Genomic DNA, 22869 nt, shown 5'->3' with positions numbered 1-22869 from the left:
GAGAACAAGGGTTTGTCTTATTACTATGTTGTTAAAATGTTTTATAGACCATAGTAGGCTTTCAACTTGGCAATCAAGCCGAGAGGGTTCTTCGTCAGGTACTGTGAACTAAAGAAAATGTCCCCTTTGACCGAACTATATTTCTTGTTATAGTTCAGTTGATCGATAATCTCCTGGGATGTCTGCCAGCCAATCTCCGGCGTACCTAGCTTATAAGGAGAGTGGCCGATATACAATTTTACATTCGTGTTAGCCACTTCATTGGCCCACCAGTCCACGACTTTATCATAACGTGCTGCGCTCAGAGTCATACTCCAATACACCTGAGGAGCGACATAATCGATCCACTCCTGGTTGATCCATGTCCGCACATCTGCATTCATGCTGTCATACGCGGTTACTCCTGCTTTGGTATCAGAGCCAGTCAGATCGACGGATTTGTTACGCCATACACCAAATGGACTAATTCCATATTCAACGTCAGCTTTCACCCTGTGAATGCTCTGTCCGAGCTGCTTGACGAACTGATTAATATTGTCTCTACGCCATTCAGCACGGTCTTTGGTATTCAATGTGTTATAGGTTTTAAAGGCTGCATCATCATTAAAAGTCACATTGGATGGATAGAAATAATCATCCAGATGCACACCATCAATATCATATTGATTGACCACTTCCATGATTGTATCGATAATATGCTGTCTGGCTTCCGGGATGCCCGGGTTGATGTACATTTTGCCGGATGCATTCACAATCCAGTCAGGATGAAGCTTGGAGATGTGGTTAGCAGCCAGGTTCGTTGTACTCGCTGAGTTGGTCGCTCTAAACGGATTAAACCAGGCGTGGAACTCCAAGCCACGTTTGTGAGCTTCCTCAATCATGAAGGCGAGGGGATCATAACCTGGATCTTTACCCTGTGTCCCTGTCAGCACACTGTTCCAAGGTACCAGACCTGAAGGATAGATGGCATCCCCGTTGGCTCTCACTTGGACAAATACGGCGTTAATGCCCATGCCTTGTAATGTATCAAGCTGTTTCGTGTATTCCTGCTTTTGCTTCTCTACATTTCCTTTCGCTCCGGATGAAGGCCAGTCTCCATTTACAGTGGAGATCCAGGCTCCCCGCATCTCTTCAGATGCTGGTACAGTGCCTGTGCATCCAGGCTCTGCCGGAGTTGCTGGAGTCGGTTCAGGTGTCGGTGTTGAAACGTCTCCTGTGTACAAATCAATGGTCTGCGCTGCTTGGTTCCAATTCACACGAATGCCAAGATTCTCACTGACAAATCGAATAGGTACCATGACCCGACCTTGTTTCAATTCGACCGATGCATCCAGACCAACTACAGTGTTATCCACGGTTGCCTGCTGGCGTCCGCTCGTCATCGTGATGACGGAGTCGGATTTCTGGATGGTCACGGTACGAGTTGCCTGAGACCATAGTACAGATGCACCCAGTCCTTCGCTAATGACACGCAGAGGTACCATCGTTACATTTACTTTGGGCAAGATGTATGGTGATACATCCGATTCCAAGCGGTTGCCGTCCAGAAAAATAGCAATCTCCTTCTGTCCGGCTGCTTGTGCCGTCATGCCTGCTGTCTGTAATCCAAGTACAAAAATGAGCAGCAGCATCAATCCTTTACGAACATTCATTAGTGCAGTCCTCCAAAATCATTATAAATTTGCGGTAAATTCTACTAGTTTAATAGACGCTCCTATCGATCGTTTAGTTGCGATAATTCACCAAATTATGGTGTTCATGCAAAACAAAAAATGCTTCCTGCCATTAAAACGGCAAGAAGCATCCTTTGATCACAGGATACAATTCATTGTATATTACTTTGTTTAATGTACTGCTGAAACTTAAGATTCTGTATTACTCATGACATCCTGAAGATTTTTGAGGTCACGTAACCGGCTCTCGTCCTGACGGAAGTATTCAACTAAGGACTCGATGCATGTAATGGAGTCCCAGCTCAGATGATGTTCAATGCCTTCCACATCATTGTAGATATTTTCTTCCTGAACACCAATCGTTGTCAAAAATTGTTCAAGCAGATGATGGCGCTCCATCAAACGTTTGCCCATCTTTTTGCCTTTTGGCGTCAGCACCAGTCCGCGGTACTTCTCATAAATCAGATACTCGTCTTTGTCCAGCTTTTGGATCATCTTCGTCACCGATGAAGGATGTACTTCCAGTCCTTCAGCTATATCAGACACACGAGCATAGCCCTTTTCATCAATTAATTTGTATATACGCTCCAAATAATCTTCCATACTGGGCGTTGGCATCTGCTTCCCTCTTTTCTCTCTGACCGGCCCCTATTCGTGCCTGGTCCCTATCTTATAATGATACATGTTATCAATACGCATTGGCAAGTCCTGCACAGTTTGGAGCGCGCTGTTACACAAGTAATTGGCAGGCGTGACTTTTCCCCAAACAAGGCAAACTAAGCAAAGTTCCGCATCGAAAGGAGTGATTTCGTGAGTACAAGTGTAGCCTCACCGCCAGTTCGTAAAGCAAAAGGTACTAAACCCTTTATTCCCGATTTGGTGTATTTTGAACCCGGTGCGTTGGAATATGATAAAGGCAAACGGATTATGGAATGGGTGACATCCAAAAGCATCCCTTATCAGATGACCACATCCCATAACCGAATCACAAACTTGCCGGGTGAAACCGAACAAGAAAAATATCGGATGGCAAAGCGTACTCTGGTTGTTGGTGTGCGCAAAACACTCAAGTTTGACCAGTCGAAACCTTCAGCGGAATATGCCATCCCCATCTCTACAGGCTGTATGGGACACTGCCATTATTGTTATCTTCAAACGACACTTGGTGCGAAACCTTATGTCCGCGTGTATGTTAATACCGAGGAGATCATACAGGCAGCCAAAGGATACATTGAAGAACGCGCGCCTGAAATCACACGATTTGAAGCCGCCTGTACATCTGATCCCGTAGGACTCGAGCATATCACGGAGAATTTAAGTGACTTGATCCGCTTTATGGCGGAAGAAGAATATGGACGCTTGCGCTTCGTAACGAAATATCATCACGTTGATCCGTTGCTGAACATTAAGCATAACGGTCACACCCGTATCCGGTTTAGCGTCAATTCGGATTATGTCATCAAAAACTTTGAACCAGCTACCTCCAGATTTGAGGAACGCATAGAAGCTGCTGGCAAAATTGCACATGCAGGTTACCCTCTCGGCTTCATTATCGCTCCGATCATGTGGTATGAGGGCTGGGAAGAAGGATATTCCGAGCTGTTGCAAAAGCTCGCAGATACGCTTCCAGAGGAAGCAACCAAGGATCTTACGTTTGAGATGATCCAGCACCGTTTTACCAAAACGGCCAAAGCGACCATTGAGAAACGTTATCCTAAAACCAAGCTCGAGATGAATATCGAGAAACGCAAGATGAAATGGGGCCGCTGGGGCCAGTACAAGTATGTGTATAAAGATGACCAGCAAGATGCGCTGCGCGAATTCATTACGGAACGCATCTTTGAACATTTCCCACTTGCCAATATTGATTACTTCACCTAAACGAAAAAACGGGACTGCCTGAATAGTTATGCTTGTATAAGCATTCCTACCAAACGATTAAAAAGCAGGTTACATGCCCCAGAGTGACTCTGGTTAACATGTAGCCTGCTTTATCGTGCATAATAAAAACCTAATTTCAGTTCATCCGTTTAAATAATCATCCAGTCTGGTGTAATCTGCTGCAACCAGATAGTAATCTTCGTCATCTGATCTGTAAAAAGCAATACCCCAAGGAACAACATCAATGCTCCCCCGATTTTCATCATGACATTGGAATACCGTAAGATCCAGCGTGTCGAACCAATGAAAAACGCCAAAATGAAGAACGGGATGGCAAACCCTGCAGTATAACCTGTGATCAGCGCCAGCCAGGTGGTGGGTTCACTCGCAGCCATTGCAATAATCGCTGTTAGAATAGGCCCAATACAAGGCGACCATCCTGCTGAGAAACCGATGCCAAATATAAAAGAGCCCAGATAGCCTGCTGGTTTCCACTTCATATCCAGCTTTCGTTCCTTCATCAGAAACTGCGGCTTGAACACACCAAGCAAAAATAACCCCATAAGCATAATCAAAATTGCAGACAATTGCCGAATCAGTTCCCGGTTATCATTGAAAAATTGGCCAAACAGTCCGGCACCCAAGCCAAGTGAATAAAACACAGCCGAGAAGCCCAGAATAAACGCCAGCGTGTGCGTCATGGTCTTAAAGCGGACTTCCCGTTGATTGCGGTCATCCTTCAATTGTTGCACCGTCATCCCTGTAATATAAGAGAGATATGACGGATACAACGGAAGACAACATGGTGATATAAATGAGACCAAACCTGCTACAAAAGCCATCCATACATTAACATCAGGCATGAAGCGGATGTCTCCCTTCCCCGGGCTCACGTGCTTGCTCGTTTAATCGTCAGGCTCGGAACCCTTTTTTTCCAATCATCGTCAGAATCAACATCATGATTAGCAATAGTACGATTGTTGCTCCCGGTGCGAGGTTCCAGACTCCTGCTACGACCAGTCCAAGGACTACGGCAATTTCGCCGATCACCACGGACAAAATAATGGCAGATTTGAAACTTCGGGCCATCAATAGGCTGACTGCAACCGGAATGGTTAATAGCGCAGACACCAGAAGCGCACCGACAATCTTAATTGCCGTGCTAATGACAAGTGCTGTCATTACAGTGATTAACATGTTTAGAATTCTCACAGGCAACCCTGTGACCGCTGCCGCATCTTCCTCAAAGCTGAGCAAGAAAAATTCCTTATGTAACAACGCCACTACAATCACCACGATCAGCGTAACTACACCTACCAGCTTCAAATCCGTAGCGTCTAATGTATATATGCTGCCGAACAAATAACTCATAACATCTGCATTATATCCTTTACCGAGCGTGAAGAACAAGGAAGCCAGCGCCACGCCACCGGACATGATAATGGCAATGGATAATTCGGCGTAACTCTTGTACGCTTTACGCAATTTCTCGATCGCAAACGAAGCAAGCACAGCAAATATCAAACCTACCGCAATGGGATACACTTCAATCAGGAATCCAAGCGCTACGCCGGCGATGGTCACATGAGACAAGGTGTCTCCAATCATGGATAACCGCCGTAACACCAGGAACAGTCCGATCAACGGCGCGGTGATACCAATTAGCAAACCACCGGCCAGCGCACGCTGAAAAAAATCACTCATTAATATTTCCAAAACAAACACGACTCCTTCGGCCTTGCTCTAATCTAATGCGCCATAAATACGGCTAGCGTACCTGTGCTGTAGTATGTTGCAGGTTAGTCTCGGCACAATCTTGCAACTCATGCGAATGACGGACATGGAAATTGATTTTGCCATTCGTTACCGCAGCTTCAGAACCCAGATAACTCTCCATCCGATCCATATCATGAGACACCATCAGAAAAGTCATCCGGTGATGTTCATGCATATGGGTAATCAGTTCAAAGAAACTGGCCTGTGATTCAGCATCAATACCTACTGTGGGTTCATCCAGAATCAACAGATCCGGGTGATTGATAAGCGCTCGTGCCAAGAATACACGTTGCTGCTGTCCGCCAGACAACTGACCAATACGCTTGTTCGCCAGATCCTCGATTCGCATGACTTCCATCGCATCCGTGCACTGTTGCTGACATTTGCGAGACATACGACGAAACATGTTTTTGTTATTGTACAAGCCTGACATGACTACTTCACGAACGGTCGCAGGGAATAATGGGTTAAATGCATTCTTTTGTGGTACATACCCGATTCGTTCCCAGTCTTTGAATCTTCGGATCGACTGTCCGAATAGTTTAATATCTCCCTGCGCAGGAGGAAGAAGTCCTACCAGCATGCGCAGCAATGTCGTTTTACCCGCCCCATTGGAACCGATAATCCCGACAAAGTCCCGCTCCTGGGCCATAAAATCGAGATTCTCAATCACTCGCTGGTCCCCATAGGAAAATGATAGTTTCTCGATCTCTATAATTGGATCATGACATAATGGCATGATTTGCTGCATGGCAGAGCCGCCTTTCATTATATATGAGGATCTCATAGCGCCTAAGAGCCTTCACCGCAAACGGTAAAGACTCTTAGGTCTGATTCCTTCATTCTATCTTATTTTAATGCGATCAGCAGATTTTGCAAATTTTTCTCCATCAGGGTGAAATAATCATCCCCGTTGGTTGCCTGCTCCTTGGTCAATCCTTCAACCGGATTAAGTACCATGGTCTCCACTCCTGCTTCACTTGCCAGTGTTTTGGCCAATTTGTCAGATACCAGCTCTTCGAAGAAAATGTACTTAATGCCTTCATCTTTAACCAATTTCGCAAGTTTCACAATATCCTGTCCTGTCGGTTCAGCATCCGGGGAGAGTCCCATAATAGCATGCTGGGTTAGTCCATAATCACGCGCAAGATAGCCAAACGCTTGATGAGAAACAACAATTTCGTTGTTCGGTACGGTAGCCAACTCATCTGTAAAACGCTGATCCAGCGTCGCAAGCTTGGTACGAAGCTCTTCATAACGTTGTTCGTAACCTGCTTTGTGATCAGGATCTGCTTCGACCAGACTATTTTTGATGTTTTCAGCCATGATCATGGCTGATTTCGGACTAACCCACGTATGTGGATCAATATGATGATCAGCGACACCTTCACTGGTAGCCTCATCAGCGTGTTCATCTGCATGCTCGTCTTCATGCTCTTCGCCATGACCATGCCCGTCATCACCTTCAGCGGTTAATAGCTTAACTCCTTCGCTGACGGCAACCGATTTCACCTGTGTATCACTATTCAGCGACTTCAGGAAATTCGGCACCCATCCTTCCAGTCCAGCTCCATTATAGAAAAACAGTTGTGCCTTGGATGTATTAACAATATCCTGACTCTTCGGAGTCCAGTCATGTGGCTCTACTCCCGTTGGCAGCAGGTTAATGACATTGGCATCTTCACCACCGATTGCAGTCGTAAAAGCATATACAGGATAAAATGTCGTCACAACGTTTACTTTACCTTCCACAATCTTCGCACTATTGGAACTATCCTGCCCACACGCAGACAATACCAGCAAAGTGAGAATAAGCAAACCCGTCCACAGCAACTTCATGTTGCCTCTCTTGTTCGTCTTTCCTGTCGGGTTATCCTGAACTTGGTGTTGCATTTTATAAAATGTCATTATGATTCACTCCGTATCTCTTAATCGTAAACATTACTGAAAGAATTATAGGTAACCTGAACCTACTTGTCAAGCTATCCCGTCCTATTCATTCTTTCCTGAAGTCCGGAGTTCATAACAGTATATGCTTGTTCTCTTCCCGTCAGATATGAATTATACCAATAAAAAAAGGGACCCGAATTATATCGGGCCACCTTGAGTCATAGTTACGACAGTATTTGAAGCAATTTCATAACTCATAAGAAAGGATTTTTGTAACTACCCTTGATTGAAGCAGCTAAAGGTATTATGAAATTGATTCTTGTTATTTCACTTGTGCGCCATTAGGCATGTTGTCTGGTACTGTAGCAAGTGTAAGCTGGTCCCCATGCGATGCTGCAAGGATCATACCCTGAGACAGTTCTCCACGAAGTTTCACTGGTTTGAGGTTGGTCACACAGATGACTTTGCGTCCAACCATCTCTTCTGGTGAATAGAACTTCGCGATGCCAGAGACAACCTGGCGCTGCTCATAACCCAGATCGAGCTGCAATTTCAGCAACTTATCCGCTTTTTTGACAGGTTCGCAGGAAATGACTTGAGCCACACGCAATTCAACTTTGGCAAAATCATCAATACCGATCTCTTCGGTACCCTCAGGTGCAGTTACCGGTTCAACAGCTGCCGAAGTTCCAGCATCTGCTTGACTTGCTTCAGGCTCTGCCGCTTTTTGGCCACCAGTCATCGCTTCGGAGATATAAGCAATTTCCTGTTCGGAATCCAAACGAGGGAAGATTGGATCACCTTTTTGCAAGGCGTTTCCAGCCGGAACCAGGCCCCATTGCTTGGCTGTATCCCAAGCCGTGAGTTCACCTTCCTGAATGCCAAGCTGTGCCCATATTTTATGAGGAGCACGTGTCAGGAACGGTTGCAACAGAATGGAAGCAATGCGCAAGCTTTCGATCAGATGAGCCATAACGGATGCCAATTCATCGCGTTTTGCTTCATCACGAGCCAGCGCCCATGGTTGCGTCTCATCAATGTATTTATTTGTGCGGCTGACAAACTGGCTAATCGCTGTCAGTGCTACGGAAAACTGCAGGTTTTCCATCGCCTGTTCCACTTTTTCCACCGTGGCATGGCCTGCTTCTTCCAGCGAAGCATCAAATTCCGTTACATTCGATGCAAACGCAGGGGCTTTGCCTTCGAAATATTTGTCTACCATGGCAACTGTACGGTTCAACAGGTTACCCAGATCGTTCGCAAGATCGGAGTTGACACGTTCTACGAAGCTCTCCGGTGTAAACGTACCATCGGAACCAAACGGCACTTCACGCAGCAGGTAATAACGCAGTGCATCGAGACCATAGCGGTCAATCAGAGTGACTGGATCAACGACATTGCCTTTGGATTTGGACATCTTGCCATCCTTCATCAACAACCAACCATGTGCAAACACTTTCTTCGGCAATGGCAGATCCAATGCCATCAACATAATTGGCCAATAGATCGTATGGAAACGAACAATTTCTTTACCTACCAGATGTACATCCGCAGGCCAGAACTTGTTATACAGGGATGCATCGGATGAACCATAGCCCAGAGCTGTAATATAGTTGGACAATGCATCAATCCACACGTAAACCACGTGTTTTGGATCGCCTTTAACTTTGACGCCCCATTCAAATGTAGTACGTGATACAGCCAAATCTTCAAGACCTGGCTTAATGAAGTTGTTGATCATCTCGTTCTTACGGGATTCCGGCTGAATAAAGCCCGGGTTCTCTTCATAATATTTCAACAGACGATCTGCATATTTGCTCATACGGAAGAAGTAGGATTCTTCTTTGACCAATTCAACCGGGTGTCCGCTATCCGGGCTCTTGGCTGAGATAATCTCGCCCTTTTCATTCTTCTCTACATCCACCAGTTGAGTCTCCGTGTAATACGTCTCATCCGGAATGCTGTACCAGCCTTCATACTCACCTTTGTAGATATCTCCCTGTTTCAGCAAACGGTCAAAGATATCCTGAACGACGGTTTTGTGACGCTCTTCGGTTGTACGGATAAAGTCGTCATTGGAAATGTCCAGCTTTTTCCACAGTTCCTTGATCCCCACAACGATATCGTCGATAAAAGCTTGCGGTGTCTGTCCTTTCTCTTGTGCCTTGCGCTCAATCTTCTGGCCATGTTCGTCGGTTCCTGTCAGATAATGAGCATCATAACCGCGTAGACGCTTGTAACGAACCATCGCATCTCCCGCCACAGTTGTATACGCATGCCCAATATGCAATTTGTCACTCGGATAATAGATCGGGGTTGTCAGATAAAATGTTTTTTGGTCAGCCATGAATGACTTCTCCTCCTTCAAATGTTCCTGCTTCATGTGATCCCTTCGTCCAAAACAACTAAAAAAGAACACAAAAAACTCCCGCCCCTATGGGACGAGAGTTGCTCTCACGTGTTACCACCCAAATTCCCCATGTTTTTCACAAAACACAGGCTCTGTCGGTCCTTCGACCGCCCATTAACGCTGGATCACGCCTCAGCCTTACGACAGCAGCTCTGAAATCACTGTCTGCACGCTCGAAAGAGGTTCCTCCGGGACCATGTTCCATCCTCCTCCCAGACCGGTTCTCAGCTCATCCGGCTCTCTGCACTGGGGGTGTGTCTGTACTTATCCCTTCACTGGAAAATCATATAGGAAAAATATACTGAAATGCGGACCCCTTTGTCAAGTGGACAGCATCCTCAAGTTCAATCCTGGCCTGCTTCCAGGCCATCCGAATACTTCAAGCTACATCGTTACTCTGATACCATCATGGATTTCTCCGCCTTTGGTGGCACCAGATCTACACCGCCTGGATGAAACGGGTGACATTTGGCAATACGTTTCGCTGTTAACAACGAGCCTTTGAGCGCACCGTGCACTTCAATCGCCTCCATGGCGTAAGCCGAACAGCTCGGATAGAACCGACATGTTGGCGGTGTTAATGGAGAGATATAGTTTCGGTACACCCGAATGGGTGCTTGAGCGATTCTACGCGATAACTTCATGGTCAGTGCTTCCCATGAGCGTGTGTATGTCCCGAGGCCGCTTTGGCCGGAGCATGCTCAGCACAGTCCTTGCAATATCCAAACACCTCGAACTTGTGGTCTACAACCTGAAATTGCTCAGGCGCATCCGCAAGTTGCATCGGGCAAAAAATAATAGGATATGTCTTCTGACACTTCAGACAGATCATATGATGGTGATGATGATCTTCACTACAGTGCGCTTTGAATTTAACGCCATCTTCGAAGATGACCTGTTCCAGTACACCCAGTTCCTGCATCACCCGCAAATTACGGTATACTGTGTCAAAACTCAGTCCGCTGTAAGTCTTACCCATATATTCATAGACGTCCTTGGGTGTAAGATACCCGGGAGACTCGGCAAATAACCGGGCCAGTGTTTTCCGCTGATCGGTGATACGAAGCCCCTGTGAGGACATGGTCGAAATAATCTGTTCTGTCGACAGCATGATCTAAAGCACCTCCTGTCATACGAGCATTTTGCATCATTCATAGAGCGACAGTTTATTCGGCAAAAGCGAAAACTTTTGCTTTCATGTATACCTCTAATAATGCATCAAATTACGATTAGAGTCAACGAAGACACCGGGTTAGGTCATTCCAACATCACATAAAAAGGACTCCATGCACATGCATTGCCATTAGTCTAGCTTGAGCTAATGACATTACATTTTGATGGAGTCCCTTCCTGACGGTTCAGATGATCAATCGTTCGGGCGACTTTTGGGGTGAACGGGTATATATGATATAAGCTTTCACTCCAAACCGTCCGTGCATGTTCATGTTATTACTTTTCCGCCGGAAGCGGCGTGAACAGCAGGTTAACAGGCAAGTTACTTCCTGGTGCCGCCGAGAAGAGAATCGTTACACTCTCGCCGTACGAACCTGTGCGATACATAACACTTTGCTCATTAGGTGCAGTTACAGATTTACCTGTGGAAATCTGAACAACTTGTCCATTCACGAGTGCCACACCTGAATATCTGCCTCCACGAGGGTTGAATGAAATCAATGTGCGCGGAGCAACATTATTCAATGTAATTTTGTACAATACACCGAAGTTACCTGCGTTGGACGCTTCCGTGTATGCCATAGGGTCCGTTCCCACAAGGTTTGGATCACTTGCATTGTCTCCAAGCGGAAGACGTGCAGGCTTCGACCCTACTTCTTGATCATACGTAATGATCCGTGTTGCATTTGGATAGGTACCACGGTTGTGAACCCCATCACGATCCAGAACTGGCAGGCTCGACAATACTTCCATCGGGTCCTTGTTTTCTTCGATCATGATAATGTTGTAATCCAGTTCATAGTCACTGAATACATCCGAATACAAGGAAATGACTTGTCCCTGTTTCATCGGAAGAACGCTCAGATCATTAAGAATCAGCTTGCTTTCTCCTGGCTGGATGTACACTTTCTTTTGTCCTGTGCCATTCTGCATGGATTGGAACCAACGGTCGATCGACAACTTTCCAGCTACCGTTGCAAAAGGTGACGGACCTGCAAAGCCCATGTTTTGTTGTTCAATGGACGCCGTGTAAGCATTATTGTTAGTCGCTACAACATACATTTTCACATTTTTGCCCGTGTTGTTCACATGGTGAATCATGAAGCGTGTCTGTCCGAAGGAAGATTCCTTGTACACAATGCCTTCTGTATTCACGGTTTCCGGGCTGTTGCTGCGGATCAGCAGACTTGGTTCATCATAATAAGTGAAAGGTACTTTCTCCAATGCTGGTACTCCACCACCGTCAAAAGTGAACTTCTCACCAACTGGTGTGAACAATTGATTGAAGTCGGACAAACTATACAGCGTTTCGCCCGTAATGTTGATCATCTTGGTGTAGCTATCACTAGCACCATGTTTATCGGTAACTGTAATCGTTACGGTCTTCGGTCCTGGAACAAAGAATGCAAGTGCATTGTTATCCCATTCGGTTTTAACAATTGCGTTCTCATCATCTGTGCTTTGATCAATATAAGTGATTTTCTCACCCATTTTGTATTCTTCTTTATCTGTCGTAAACATTGCGACAGGTGGCAGATTCGGTCTTTCAACCTTAATCGTAACCGAATACGGATCGCTCCATTGACCACTTGAATCCTGAACCGCATAGGTTACTGTGTATACACCTGGTTGGTCGAATGAATCCTGACGACCTGTCCAACGCTCATCTACAATGCTGAGTCCCTTTGGAGAGCTGGATCTGGTTGTATAGGTCACCTGGTCTCCGGCAAAGACCTCTTTTTGTACCGTGAAGCTCGCCACCGGTTTGGTACTCAGATTCAATACAACCGTTTTGGCAGATTGATTTACTTTATACGTAATGTCCAGAGCCTGTGTAATTGAAGTCAATGGCACCATGAACGTATTTTTTTGTTGATAAGCCGCGCCCTTCATCGTTCGGGACACACCATTAACGGTATAGATTTTGCTGTTTGTTTTGAAACGCAGCTCATCTTCACCACTAATAATAATCGTTTCTTTGGTTGTGTTATCATATTTGACATCATAGCCAACCCGATCAACGAGAGCACGGATGGCTACATAGGATACACCATTTTTAACAGCCATCGGCTGTCCAGCAAGATACGTTTTTCCATCTTGCATCATTTTATTACTGTTCATATAAAGAGTGAGGTCTCCACCCCCGCCTCCAGCAACAGATGAACCGCCTGTAGATGGTTGCTCCACTTCAACTGGTGCAGGTGCTGGTGTTTCCTCAGCTGTACCTTCTTCGTCCGTAGGTTCAATTACCGGCTCAACAGGAGTCGCGTCTGTTCCTGTAGGAACATCTGTCTCAGGGTTCACTTCTTCAGTTGTTTCATTATTTGATGTTGGCGTGTTTGTTCCGGATTTCACTTCGGATTCCGCGATGGTTTGTTCTTTCTTCACAACCTCCACGGATTTAACTTTGGCTGTATTCACTGATGTAGTATCGCTCTGATCTGCTGATTGTGCATTGGCAGGAATCACTGCAAACGCCTGAAACACAGCAAAAGCGGTAAGTATGGACAATTTCTTCTTCAAATTCATTCTTTGTCTTTGGCTCCTTCTGCTCCCATTTTATAAATATCCCCCTCAAAAAGTCATATTATTAGACGCTTGGAACCGGGAAAAGTTGCTAAAAAGTTAAGAGGAGAATTGTAAACTTTTAATAGAAGGAAAATACTATGAAAATAGTTATCTATTAAATATCTTCTCGGCATCAGATCCCAAAATTGCCCAATAGCAATTTTCAACAAAAAATCTCTCAGCGATATGGTCTAATCGCACCATATGGCTGAGAGATTTAGTCATTGAATAAATCTAGAACAAACGGATAGGCAGACTTCCTGTTGGCTGCAGTCCACCGGTTAACACATGGGACAGTGCGCGGACGACTGCAGGTGTATTCTCATAGGTACACACATAACTTCCCGGCCTCGAAATCTCCAGCAGATCATATGGATTGCGCAGAGCAATGACAATCAGGGAATGATTCTCACTAAGCTTTTCAACCAGATACTGTTGCCCTTTGGGAAGATGGCCAGCCGATGTGTACGTACATACGATAACTTGTTCACTATCCGACACATCAACATCAGCCAATATCCGATCTGCTTCATCCTGAGTGGGCTGAGTTGTTATGTTGTGTTCACGAACTTTGCCTCGCAACTGCGAAAGCGCCATACCGAGTGATTCTGTATGAGACCATGGCTCATCCACCTCTGTCCGTTGTACAACCTCAGGCCAGATGACATACACGCCCTTCTCTGGGGCCAACGGTAGGAGCCCATCATTATGAACAATCGTAATACTGCTTGAAGCAATCTTGAACAGCATCGATTCGTTTCGTTTACTTGAATCACTGGGTTTAGTGGATTCAGTGTAATGAATAGGTTCAACATCTGCTGCTTCGATCGTATCATTCATTTTCGGCAAAACGAGATGATCATTCTGCTGCCCGCAACGCTTTTTTTTCCATGTCATAATGCGTTCAACCGCCTGATGAATAACCTCTTCCGAGATGCGCCCCGTTTGAACGGCATCCACAATGGCCTTCAGCGCAGCGACCTGATCTTGCAAGGTATGACTCACCAGGATCAGATCTGCTCCGGCTTCTACAGCACGAATGGCAGCTTCAGCTACCCCATATGGTTTGGATATTGCATGCATTTCAAGACAGTCTGTAATAATAATGCCTTTAAAACCCATTTCCTCACGTAGCAGGCCCGTTAACACCTTATGTGACAACGTTGCCGGAATGGGCTCGGGCTCAATCGAAGGGAACATCACATGAGCTGTCATAATAGCATCAACTCCGGCCTCAATCGCCTTGCGGAACGGTAACAACTCCATCTGTTCCAGTCTGTTTCGATCATGAGGTACCGTAACCATACCCAGATGAGAATCTATGGCGGTATCTCCATGTCCCGGAAAATGTTTGGCAGTAGCAGCTATGCCCTGTGATTGATATCCTGTGATGGCTGCTACGCCATGAGCGGCCACACTTTCAGCATGTTCACCATACGAACGCACACCGATGACCGGGTTCAGCGGGTTGTTATTCACGTCGAGCACTGGTGCAAGGTTCATATCAATACCGATGCTTTTTAACTCACGCCCCAGAATTCGGGCACACGCCAGAGTATATTCCGGATTGCCTGTCGCACCGAGTGCCATATTGCCCGGTACTTGCGTCATTCCCTCTTTGTCAATCCGAGCAACCATGCCGCCTTCCTGGTCTACCGAAATCATAAGGGGCCATGCCCCCGTTTCGGCAGCCAGATCTTGTAGTTCGGCGGACAGCCTTGTCAATTGATCTACACTTTCGACATTGCGCCGGAAATAAATGACACCCCCGACGTGATAGTCTCGGATTAAGTGAGTAATCTGTTCATCTGCGTGCTGACCGTGAAATCCACACATCAACAATTGGCCTACCTTTTGCTCCAACGTCAGATCATTCAAAGGTTTCATTCGACCTCTCCTCTCGTTTCCCTTGCCACTACGAACCCAATCGTTTACTCTGCCTGTACTCGGAGGGTTTCATGTGGAAGTGTTTATGAAACACCTTGGAGAAGTAGCGACGCTCCTTGAACCCTGTTGCTTCCCCAATCGCTGTAATGCTCCATTCGGTTGTACTCAACAATAAAGCGGCACTTTCCATCCGTTTCTGCGTCATGTATTCCACAAAAGTAACACCCATTTGGGTTTTAAATAGCTGGCAGAAGTAGCCTGGGCTGATTCCGAGCCAATCGGAGACTTCATCTATTCCCAAGTCCTGTTGCAGTCTGGCGTTCATGTAATCACATGCAGATCGGATTAGTTCCGCTATCGAAGGACGCGGTTGAGTTTGTTTACCTTGACAGGCATGAATAATGACCTCTGCAAGTTCAATCAGTTCTCTCATGGATACAGCCTCTTGCAGCGCATTCCAGAAATTCACTTCGTCCTTTTCAGCCATGACATTGACTTCGCGAAGTTCCCGAAGCATGTGTACAAGCATATAGCGAACATGGGTTTCATCTATCTTGTCTATTGTTTGCTCGGCATTCCCCATTCGCTGTTTAAGCGCATTCATTAGATCTTGTAATCCTTGTTTATTCCATTGCCGAATGCACCGTGTGATAAGCTCCAGATCGTCTCTTGTTATCCATGTACCGCCCCTTTTGGAAACCTCATGATCATACGATAATGAAGATCCCGCGCAGCCCGAATTCAATACCTTGTCTTCGCTTTCCGAATGTGTCATTAGAACTCTCTGACAATGCTGGTACCGTTCAAGGATTTGCTGTTCCAGTTTTACGAGTACATGATCCTGGACCACCCTTGCTTTTACACCTGAATCCATGGACAAGATTGCATTCAATTCAAATAATAGTTGATGTGCCAACTCCTCTGATTGAAGTCTCCACTCGCCCGATGCGTCCAGCAAGAGGCACCACTCTCCTTTGCGGGTAGAAAGAACCTGGCAGTTATTAGAGATTCTGTCCGTAACTTCCCTCAGCCTGGAACTTATCGCCTCATGCCATCTAACATGCTTGACCTCGGACCAGCCGATGGAATGGCGGAAATAACCGACCACATCCACCAGCAGCAATGTATAGCCAACAGAATGAGGCATGAATGGTGGCACAGAGACAGGATCAGAAATTTTCAACGGTGCTTCTCCCCGCAACAGGTCAATCAACTGTTTATGTCTGATCCAGCTTTCCATCTTTTGGCTGCGATAACGTTGCGATTCATTTTCCAGACGTCTCTTCTGGATCTGTCCGGCAAGCTCACGCAGTTTATGTTCCAGATTCAAATAATCAATTGGCTTACATATGTATTCATGTACGTTATACTTGATAGCGGTTCGAGCATATTCAAACTGCTGATACCCGGTCAGTAAAATAATTTCACACGTTTCACCCTGCTCTCGCAGCAAACGAATGAGTTCCAATCCATCCATAGACGGCATCCGAATATCGCACAAGAGAATGTCTGGATGACTTTCTGTTACTTTCCCCAGTGCTTCTGCCCCGCTTCTCGCTGTACCTGTGATTTCGATCCCCATCTCTTCCCAGGGTAAAATGTAGTTCAGATTCTCCAGAATCGGGAGCTCATCGTCAACCAGCATTGCAGTCAGATTCATCCGGCTTCCTCCTGCTCATATAATGGAATGATGCATCGAATAACTGTGCCATACCCCGGTGCTGAACATATAAATACGCCATTCCCGGTCCCGTATTGAATACGAATTCGATCTGCCACACTTCGTAATCCCAATCCCCGGCGTTCTGTTATGGACGATAATGATTCCGCCCCTTTCGCCAGCATACCTTCCGGTGGATCCGCTGCCATATACTCAAACCGCGCGAGCATTTCCTGGGGAATACCGATCCCATTATCCTCAACACATAACACAAGTTGACCCCGTTCTGCATAGGCACTTATCTGCAGTACACCTGGATAGGTGATCCCTTCAAACCCATGTTGAATGCTATTTTCCACCAGAGGCTGGAGGGTCAATTTGAGCAGAATTGAACTATATAGATGGGGTGGAATGTCAATCTCATAGGTGAACAAATCACTGAACCTGTACTGTTGAATCTCCAGATAACTCTGCAAATGCCTTATTTCCTCACCCAGTGGAATCTCTTCCTGATCCTGAATGCTGATACGAAGCATATTGCCCAGCCTGGTCACCATCTCACTTACTTTGCGCCCCTCACCACGCAATGCCAAGCCATTGATCGATTCCAATGTGTTGAACAGAAAATGGGGTTTGATCTGGGCTTGTAGTACACGTAATTCTGCCTGGGCCTTCTGCTCCTGCTCTGCCCGAACACGACGGAATAATCCTCCGATACGATCCATTAGCTCATTGAATCCTTGCGCAAGCAGCTGCATCTCGTCAAAACCTTTCCCTTCCACCCTCGCATTAAAATCACCATCATCCACACGACGCATAAACCTTACAAGTACAGCAATGTTGCCAGTAATACGATTCATGAAAAAAAGATTAAAGATCATGGCGGCGAATAGACATGACAAAATAATAATGACAGACCAGCCTGCAAAGGCATTGGTTTCCGCAGATAAGGCTTCCCATGAAGTTACACTGACGAGACTCCAGTTATAGTTCTTCAGATGATATTGCGAAATGATGCTCTCCTTGTCGTCAAAGACCGTTCTGACGCTGCTAAAGCCGGGACCGTAACTTCCGAATTCAGCACCAAGGTTTTGCATGTTCTCACCGTTATAACGCCCTGCAGGATCATAGACGATCAGTCCTTCTTCGTTGATTAACAGGAATGATGTATCCTGTGCCGAATCACTGATTTGCAGGTGACGAAAGATCCGGTCGATCTCTCCTTTTTTGATCTGAACAACAAGCACGCCGATATTTTGAAAATAACTGAGTTCTTTGACCAGTCTGATCTGGGTGAAGACAGGTTCTACCCCGGTTAGTTCGGGATATTCCAAAGGTGCGAGCCATTTGGGCACACCATTAAGTTGCTGAATTTCGTTGAATAAGGGATGCACTTTGAATTGCTGAAAAGGAAGGGCTTGAAAGTTTTCTTTGGTGAAAATGGAGACAATTTGATTATTTTCGGACGAACGCAAATCATATAAAAAGGCATAACTGATGAACGGATAGTTATATAAGAGGGAACGGAAATTGCGCTGGCTGGCATTCAGGGATAACTGATTACCGGTCCCCAGATCCTGCTTGGTCGGATCTTTAGCGTTCAATGCCATTTGGAAAACCGATGTGGCTATCCCGTTGTCGGTCACATTATTAATCTGCTGAAATACATTTTCGATATTGTAGCTGATGGCCTGAAGCGCATATTCGGCCTGTTGATTGTATTTTTTCTCAATCGTATGTGACGTCACCAGAAACATGCCAATACCAAGCGCACACATGGGTACAATGATCAGCAGCAGAAATGCCAAGGCCAGCTTCATTCGCAAGTTCATATCCCGTTCTCCCTATTACTGGTTCATGGTATTAACCTTTGACACCACCTGCAGTTACGCCTTCAATAATTTTCTCCTGAAGTATAGCGTAGATCACAAGTACAGGTACAACACTGTATACGATACCTGCCGACATCTGAGCATAGTTCATCTGATATTGATCCCGAAACTGGACCATGCCCACTGGCAGCGTACGCAATTTGTCGGTGGATAAGAAATAGTTGGCAAGTAAAAACTCATTCCAGTTGCCGAGGAAATTAACGATAAAAACGGTAACAATAGCCGGAATCGTAAGAGGTATCACTATTTTAGCAAAGATACCCGGAGCTCTCAAGCCGTCCATGACCGCCGCTTCCTCAATTTCGCCAGGCAGTGAACGCATAAAAGCCGCCAGTATAATAATGGTAAAAGGGATCGCATTCGCCACATAAGGCACGATTAATGCCAGATGTGTATCCAATATGCCCATTTTGCGTACAAGCAGATAGATCGGCAGCATGAGTGCGTTGTTGGGAATAAGCATACCCGCCAGTATCAGGCTGTACAGAAACAGACTCCACTTTCGGTGTCTCATCCGGGTTACGGCAAAAGCAAACATGGCACCGAGCACAATTGTACACGCCGAAGACAGAATCGAAATGTACAGGCTGTTCCAGAAATACGTGCCAATCTTCGCATTCACCCAGGCCTCCACATAATTGTTAAACTCCCATGTTGTCGGCAGACCGAATGGATTCAAGGCAATTTCATTGTTATCCTGCTTGAAAGACGAGAAAATCACAAATAAAAAGGGAAACAAAATTGCGATTAAATACAACATTAACAACACATGAGGTATACTGCTTTTTATGTTTTTCGCCATCAATATTCCACCTTCTCGCTCTTTCTCGCCACCAGCAGTTGATACACCGCAGTAAGCACAAGCGTCAGAGCAAAGATCAGTACCGCAATGGTATTGCCATAACCATATTTGAAATTGGTAATCGCATATTTGATCATGTATGTCGCAAGAACCTCGGTGGACCCAGCGGGCCCACCTTTGGTCATGACAATCACGATGTCAGCTGCTTTCATAGCTCCTGCAATGGACAACATGATAACGACGGAAATGATCGGACGAATCAGCGGCAGTGTTATCCGCATTGCACGTTGTACCGCCGTTGCACCATCGATTGCAGCTGCTTCATCCAAATCACGGGGAATCGCCAGTATGGCAGCCAGTACCATGACAATGTAAAATCCCGTCCACTGCCAGGCATTGGTAACCAAAATGGACAACATGGCAAATCGGTTATCGGATAACCAGTAGATTGGATCGATGCCCAGCACATGAAGCATTTTGTTTAATAATCCGATATTCGGCTCATAGATGAACCCCCATAAGATACCGATCACGGCTGTCGACATAATGGATGGTAAAAAAACAGCTGTTTTATACAGACCTTTCAGCCTTTTCACATTGGCAATCAGTAGCGAAAACAGGACGATTAGAGGTACCTGAATCAGTACCGAAAATCCGATGAAAAAGCCGTTATTCCGTGTGGAAATCCAAAATCGTTCATCGGTCAGTGCCTTCACATAGTTGGATAAGCCCACAAAACGTGGCTCAGCGGAAACCCCATTCCAACTCGTCAGACTGTAATATAAGGAGCTGCCAATAGGATATAGAAAGAACATGATAAACAGAATCAGGGCTGGCATTACAAACAGCGTATAGATTAACGGGCTGCGGAGTGAAGTATTCATGGTCAGCCTCCTTCAGTCACTTCAACGATCGCAGTTTCAACTTGGATTGATTTATTCCACTGAAGCGTTTGCTTCCTCCTGTACCTTTTGCAGTTCTTCTGCCATTTTCTCTGGCGTAGTCTGCCCACCGATCAACTTCTGAATCTGCAGATTACTGATCTCTGTCGTCACATCAGCCTGAACGAGTGCATCAAATGCCGGGAACGACGTCTTGGACGCATTAAGCACGGCCACAATTTCTTTCATCAGATCATCGGTAATGCTATCGGTTAACACTTTTTCATCCAGCTTCATGGCAGGCAATACACCATCTTCCACAAGGCCGCGAACCTGCATATCTTCATTGTAGAAATTTTTGATAAAAGCTTTAACGGCTTCCAGCTTCTGCGGGTCATCCGCCACGGCTGCCGAGAATCCATATCCATTGTTCACATCCCGCATCAAGGACGTCTGATCGCCTGCGCCGTTCTCTACCGGAGGCATATTGAAGAATCCAACCTTGCCAATGAGCGATTCACCGCTCTGACCTTCTTTGAATACAGATGATTTCCATGTTCCGTCATACATTAATACCGCTTCACCGCTTGTAAATTGCGTGGTATATTCGGCGTACTCGAAGCCCAGTTCACCTTTTTTGAAATACCCCTTATCCACCCATTCCTTATGTTTGGCAAAACCTTGTACAACACCAGGGTCGGTCCACTTCGCTTCACCTGTTGCAAACTTTGCAGTAATCTCCGGCCCGGCATAGCGGGACCACAGATGGTTGGTTAACATAAGTGGAACCCAGCCTGCCTTGGATGCAGAAGCAAGCGGTACTTTGCCATCAGCCTTGATCTCGGCCAGTATATTATCCAGTTCGGCCATGGTGGTTGGCGCTTTCCACCCTTTTTGTTCAAAGTACTCTTTATTATAGAAAAAACCTTCGCCTGAACCGCCAATCGGCAGTCCATATACTTTGCCTTCATACGTAAACGGTTCAAGGGATGTAAACTGGTCCTGAATGCCCAGCTCTTGCAGGATTGGAGTCAGATCAAGCAACATGCCTTCCTTGGCATATACTTTGGAATCCGGGCTACCGAACAGTTCAAATATATCCGGCGGATTGCCTGCCGCCATCTCTCCGCGAAGCTTTTCCTTGCGATTCACATCGGATTCGACACCATCCAGCGTAAAGGTCAGATTGGGAATCTCTCCTTCAACTTTGTCCACAACATCCTGCAGGATGGCCAATCGTTTCTGTTTGTCAGCTCCCACCTGTGTGTGGCGAAGAAGCATCTCAACCGGTTCCTTACTTGTCTCCTCCACAGGTGTATTGCCTGCGCCTTGCTGTGGCTCGTTACTTGAGCTTGCACATCCCGCCAAAGTCCATGAAGTGATAAGCAATAATGAAAGCAGTAATGTCATTCCTTTTTTCATCTGGTTGACCCTCCTCAAGATATTGAGCATTTGGCTTTACACTCTGATTATAAAAAGCCGGAGCTTACATCGTAAGGATGACAATTCATCAATGGAGGGATAAAATCCTTCACTGGACAAAAAACAGCCCCTGCGAAGTGTATTCGCAAGGGCTACTTGGCTCTTGGTTCTGACGTTATATATAAAGGTATATCACTTATCGGAACAAGCCACGCCAGCCGTTTCCTGGCGACCTTGTTCGATCAGGCGATACGCCCGATCCACTTCTTCTTCACTTGGCGAAGGAACGCCATCCAGAGGATATACTTTGCCGAGTGCTTCCCATTTGTAGATCCCCATCTGATGGTATGGAAGAATTTCGAACTTTTCGACGCCATTTAATGTTCCGATAAACCGTCCGAGGTTAACCAGATCCTCTTCCTCGTTATGAATGCCAGGCACATATACGTGGCGTATCCACATTTTCCGACCTTGCTCCGACAACCACTTGGCCGTTTTCAACGTTCTCTCATTGGATTTGCCTGTCAGCTTGATATGTTTCTCGTCATCAATATGCTTGAGATCCAGCAGAACCAGGTCTGTGTTATCGAGCAGATCGTGAATCCGTTCCGGTTCGTTAAATCCGTTGCTGTCCAGTGTCGTATGCAATCCCCAGCGACGTTTCACTTCTTTGAAGATTTCAGCTACGAAGTGAGCCTGCAACGTTGGTTCTCCACCAGATATCGTGAGTCCGCCTCCAGAACTGCGGTAGTAGGATAGATATGGCTCAATCTCAGCCAATACCTCTTCTAGTGTCATTTCTTTTCCACCATCCAGCGCCCATGTATCTGGGTTATGGCAGTACTGACACTTGAGTAGACATCCCTGCATAAAAAGCACGAAGCGGATGCCTGGGCCGTCAACCGTCCCGAAAGTTTCGAGTGAATGAATATGTCCGTTAACCATGTTGCCTCT

Annotated in this window: 18 protein-coding genes; 1 reads left to right on the top strand and 17 read right to left on the bottom strand. The window is 46.0% G+C overall.

Annotated features, from left to right (window positions below; genetic code table 11):
• Positions 1-41 precede the first annotated feature (41 nt).
• Together MHH93_RS12605 and mntR are read right to left on the bottom strand one after the other, a co-directional pair.
• Positions 42-1652: a family 10 glycosylhydrolase gene (locus tag MHH93_RS12605; RefSeq protein ID WP_500054299.1), complete on the bottom strand. Its 1611-nt coding sequence runs from the start codon at positions 1650-1652 to the stop codon at positions 42-44.
• 210 nt (positions 1653-1862) lie between these two features.
• Positions 1863-2291, bottom strand: a complete 429-nt coding sequence (gene mntR, locus MHH93_RS12600; RefSeq protein ID WP_062835284.1) for a transcriptional regulator MntR — start codon at positions 2289-2291, stop codon at positions 1863-1865.
• A 192-nt stretch (positions 2292-2483) separates the two neighbouring features.
• Between mntR and splB the strand changes: the two genes are divergently transcribed.
• Entirely contained in the window at positions 2484-3554 is a 1071-nt protein-coding gene (splB, locus tag MHH93_RS12595) for a spore photoproduct lyase (protein WP_500054298.1), read from the top strand.
• A gap of 149 nt (positions 3555-3703) precedes the next feature.
• On the opposite strand, the gene MHH93_RS12590 is transcribed toward splB, so the two are convergent.
• The 15 genes from MHH93_RS12590 to pflA all read right to left on the bottom strand — a co-directional run bounded on the left by MHH93_RS12590 (position 3704) and on the right by pflA (position 22860).
• Positions 3704-4417, bottom strand: coding sequence for a cytochrome c biogenesis CcdA family protein (locus tag MHH93_RS12590; RefSeq protein ID WP_062835286.1), 714 nt, complete (start codon positions 4415-4417; stop codon positions 3704-3706).
• A gap of 49 nt (positions 4418-4466) precedes the next feature.
• Positions 4467-5270, bottom strand: coding sequence for a metal ABC transporter permease (locus MHH93_RS12585; RefSeq protein WP_278294255.1), 804 nt, complete (start codon positions 5268-5270; stop codon positions 4467-4469).
• A gap of 52 nt (positions 5271-5322) precedes the next feature.
• Positions 5323-6081, bottom strand: a complete 759-nt coding sequence (locus tag MHH93_RS12580) for a metal ABC transporter ATP-binding protein (protein WP_440390784.1) — start codon at positions 6079-6081, stop codon at positions 5323-5325.
• A 98-nt stretch (positions 6082-6179) separates the two neighbouring features.
• Positions 6180-7238: a metal ABC transporter solute-binding protein, Zn/Mn family gene (locus MHH93_RS12575; protein ID WP_500054297.1), complete on the bottom strand. Its 1059-nt coding sequence runs from the start codon at positions 7236-7238 to the stop codon at positions 6180-6182.
• 304 nt (positions 7239-7542) lie between these two features.
• Entirely contained in the window at positions 7543-9603 is a 2061-nt protein-coding gene (metG, locus tag MHH93_RS12570) for a methionine--tRNA ligase (protein ID WP_500054296.1), read from the bottom strand.
• A gap of 419 nt (positions 9604-10022) precedes the next feature.
• Complete coding sequence (gene yidD, locus MHH93_RS12565) at positions 10023-10274, bottom strand: membrane protein insertion efficiency factor YidD (RefSeq protein WP_017687565.1); 252 nt, start codon at positions 10272-10274, stop codon at positions 10023-10025.
• Between the two features lie 2 nt (positions 10275-10276).
• Entirely contained in the window at positions 10277-10741 is a 465-nt protein-coding gene (locus MHH93_RS12560; protein ID WP_017687564.1) for a Fur family transcriptional regulator, read from the bottom strand.
• Positions 10742-11079: 338 nt separating this feature from the next.
• Positions 11080-13332 (bottom strand): stalk domain-containing protein, encoded by a 2253-nt coding sequence (locus MHH93_RS12555; protein WP_500054295.1) that lies wholly within the window; start codon positions 13330-13332, stop codon positions 11080-11082.
• Positions 13333-13605: 273 nt separating this feature from the next.
• A complete protein-coding gene (gene nagZ / locus MHH93_RS12550) occupies positions 13606-15258 on the bottom strand; it encodes a beta-N-acetylhexosaminidase (RefSeq protein WP_500054294.1) in 1653 nt (550 codons plus the stop codon).
• A gap of 28 nt (positions 15259-15286) precedes the next feature.
• The gene (locus MHH93_RS12545) at positions 15287-16918 is read right to left on the bottom strand and encodes a response regulator transcription factor (protein ID WP_500054293.1); all 1632 of its coding nucleotides are present in this window, start codon (positions 16916-16918) and stop codon (positions 15287-15289) included.
• Positions 16915-18750 carry a cache domain-containing sensor histidine kinase gene (locus MHH93_RS12540; RefSeq protein ID WP_500054292.1) on the bottom strand — a complete coding sequence of 612 codons (1836 nt, stop codon included), beginning with the start codon at positions 18748-18750 and terminating at the stop codon, positions 16915-16917. The genes MHH93_RS12545 and MHH93_RS12540 overlap by 4 nt, the downstream gene beginning before the upstream one ends.
• Before the next feature lie 31 nt (positions 18751-18781).
• Complete coding sequence (locus tag MHH93_RS12535; RefSeq protein WP_500054291.1) at positions 18782-19612, bottom strand: carbohydrate ABC transporter permease; 831 nt, start codon at positions 19610-19612, stop codon at positions 18782-18784.
• On the bottom strand, positions 19612-20496 hold the full coding sequence (locus tag MHH93_RS12530) for a carbohydrate ABC transporter permease (protein ID WP_339256228.1): 885 nt from the start codon (positions 20494-20496) through the stop codon (positions 19612-19614). The genes MHH93_RS12535 and MHH93_RS12530 overlap by 1 nt, the downstream gene beginning before the upstream one ends.
• Before the next feature lie 51 nt (positions 20497-20547).
• Entirely contained in the window at positions 20548-21915 is a 1368-nt protein-coding gene (locus MHH93_RS12525) for an ABC transporter substrate-binding protein (protein WP_091028776.1), read from the bottom strand.
• Between the two features lie 192 nt (positions 21916-22107).
• The gene (gene pflA / locus MHH93_RS12520) at positions 22108-22860 is read right to left on the bottom strand and encodes a pyruvate formate-lyase-activating protein (protein ID WP_500054290.1); all 753 of its coding nucleotides are present in this window, start codon (positions 22858-22860) and stop codon (positions 22108-22110) included.
• Positions 22861-22869 lie beyond the last annotated feature (9 nt).

Source organism: Priestia sp. FSL H7-0729 (assembly GCF_038005685.1).
Taxonomy (GTDB): Bacteria; Bacillota; Bacilli; order Paenibacillales; family Paenibacillaceae; genus Paenibacillus.
Note: the sequence above shows the minus strand (reverse complement) of the source record. Positions and strands in the feature narration are given on the sequence as shown.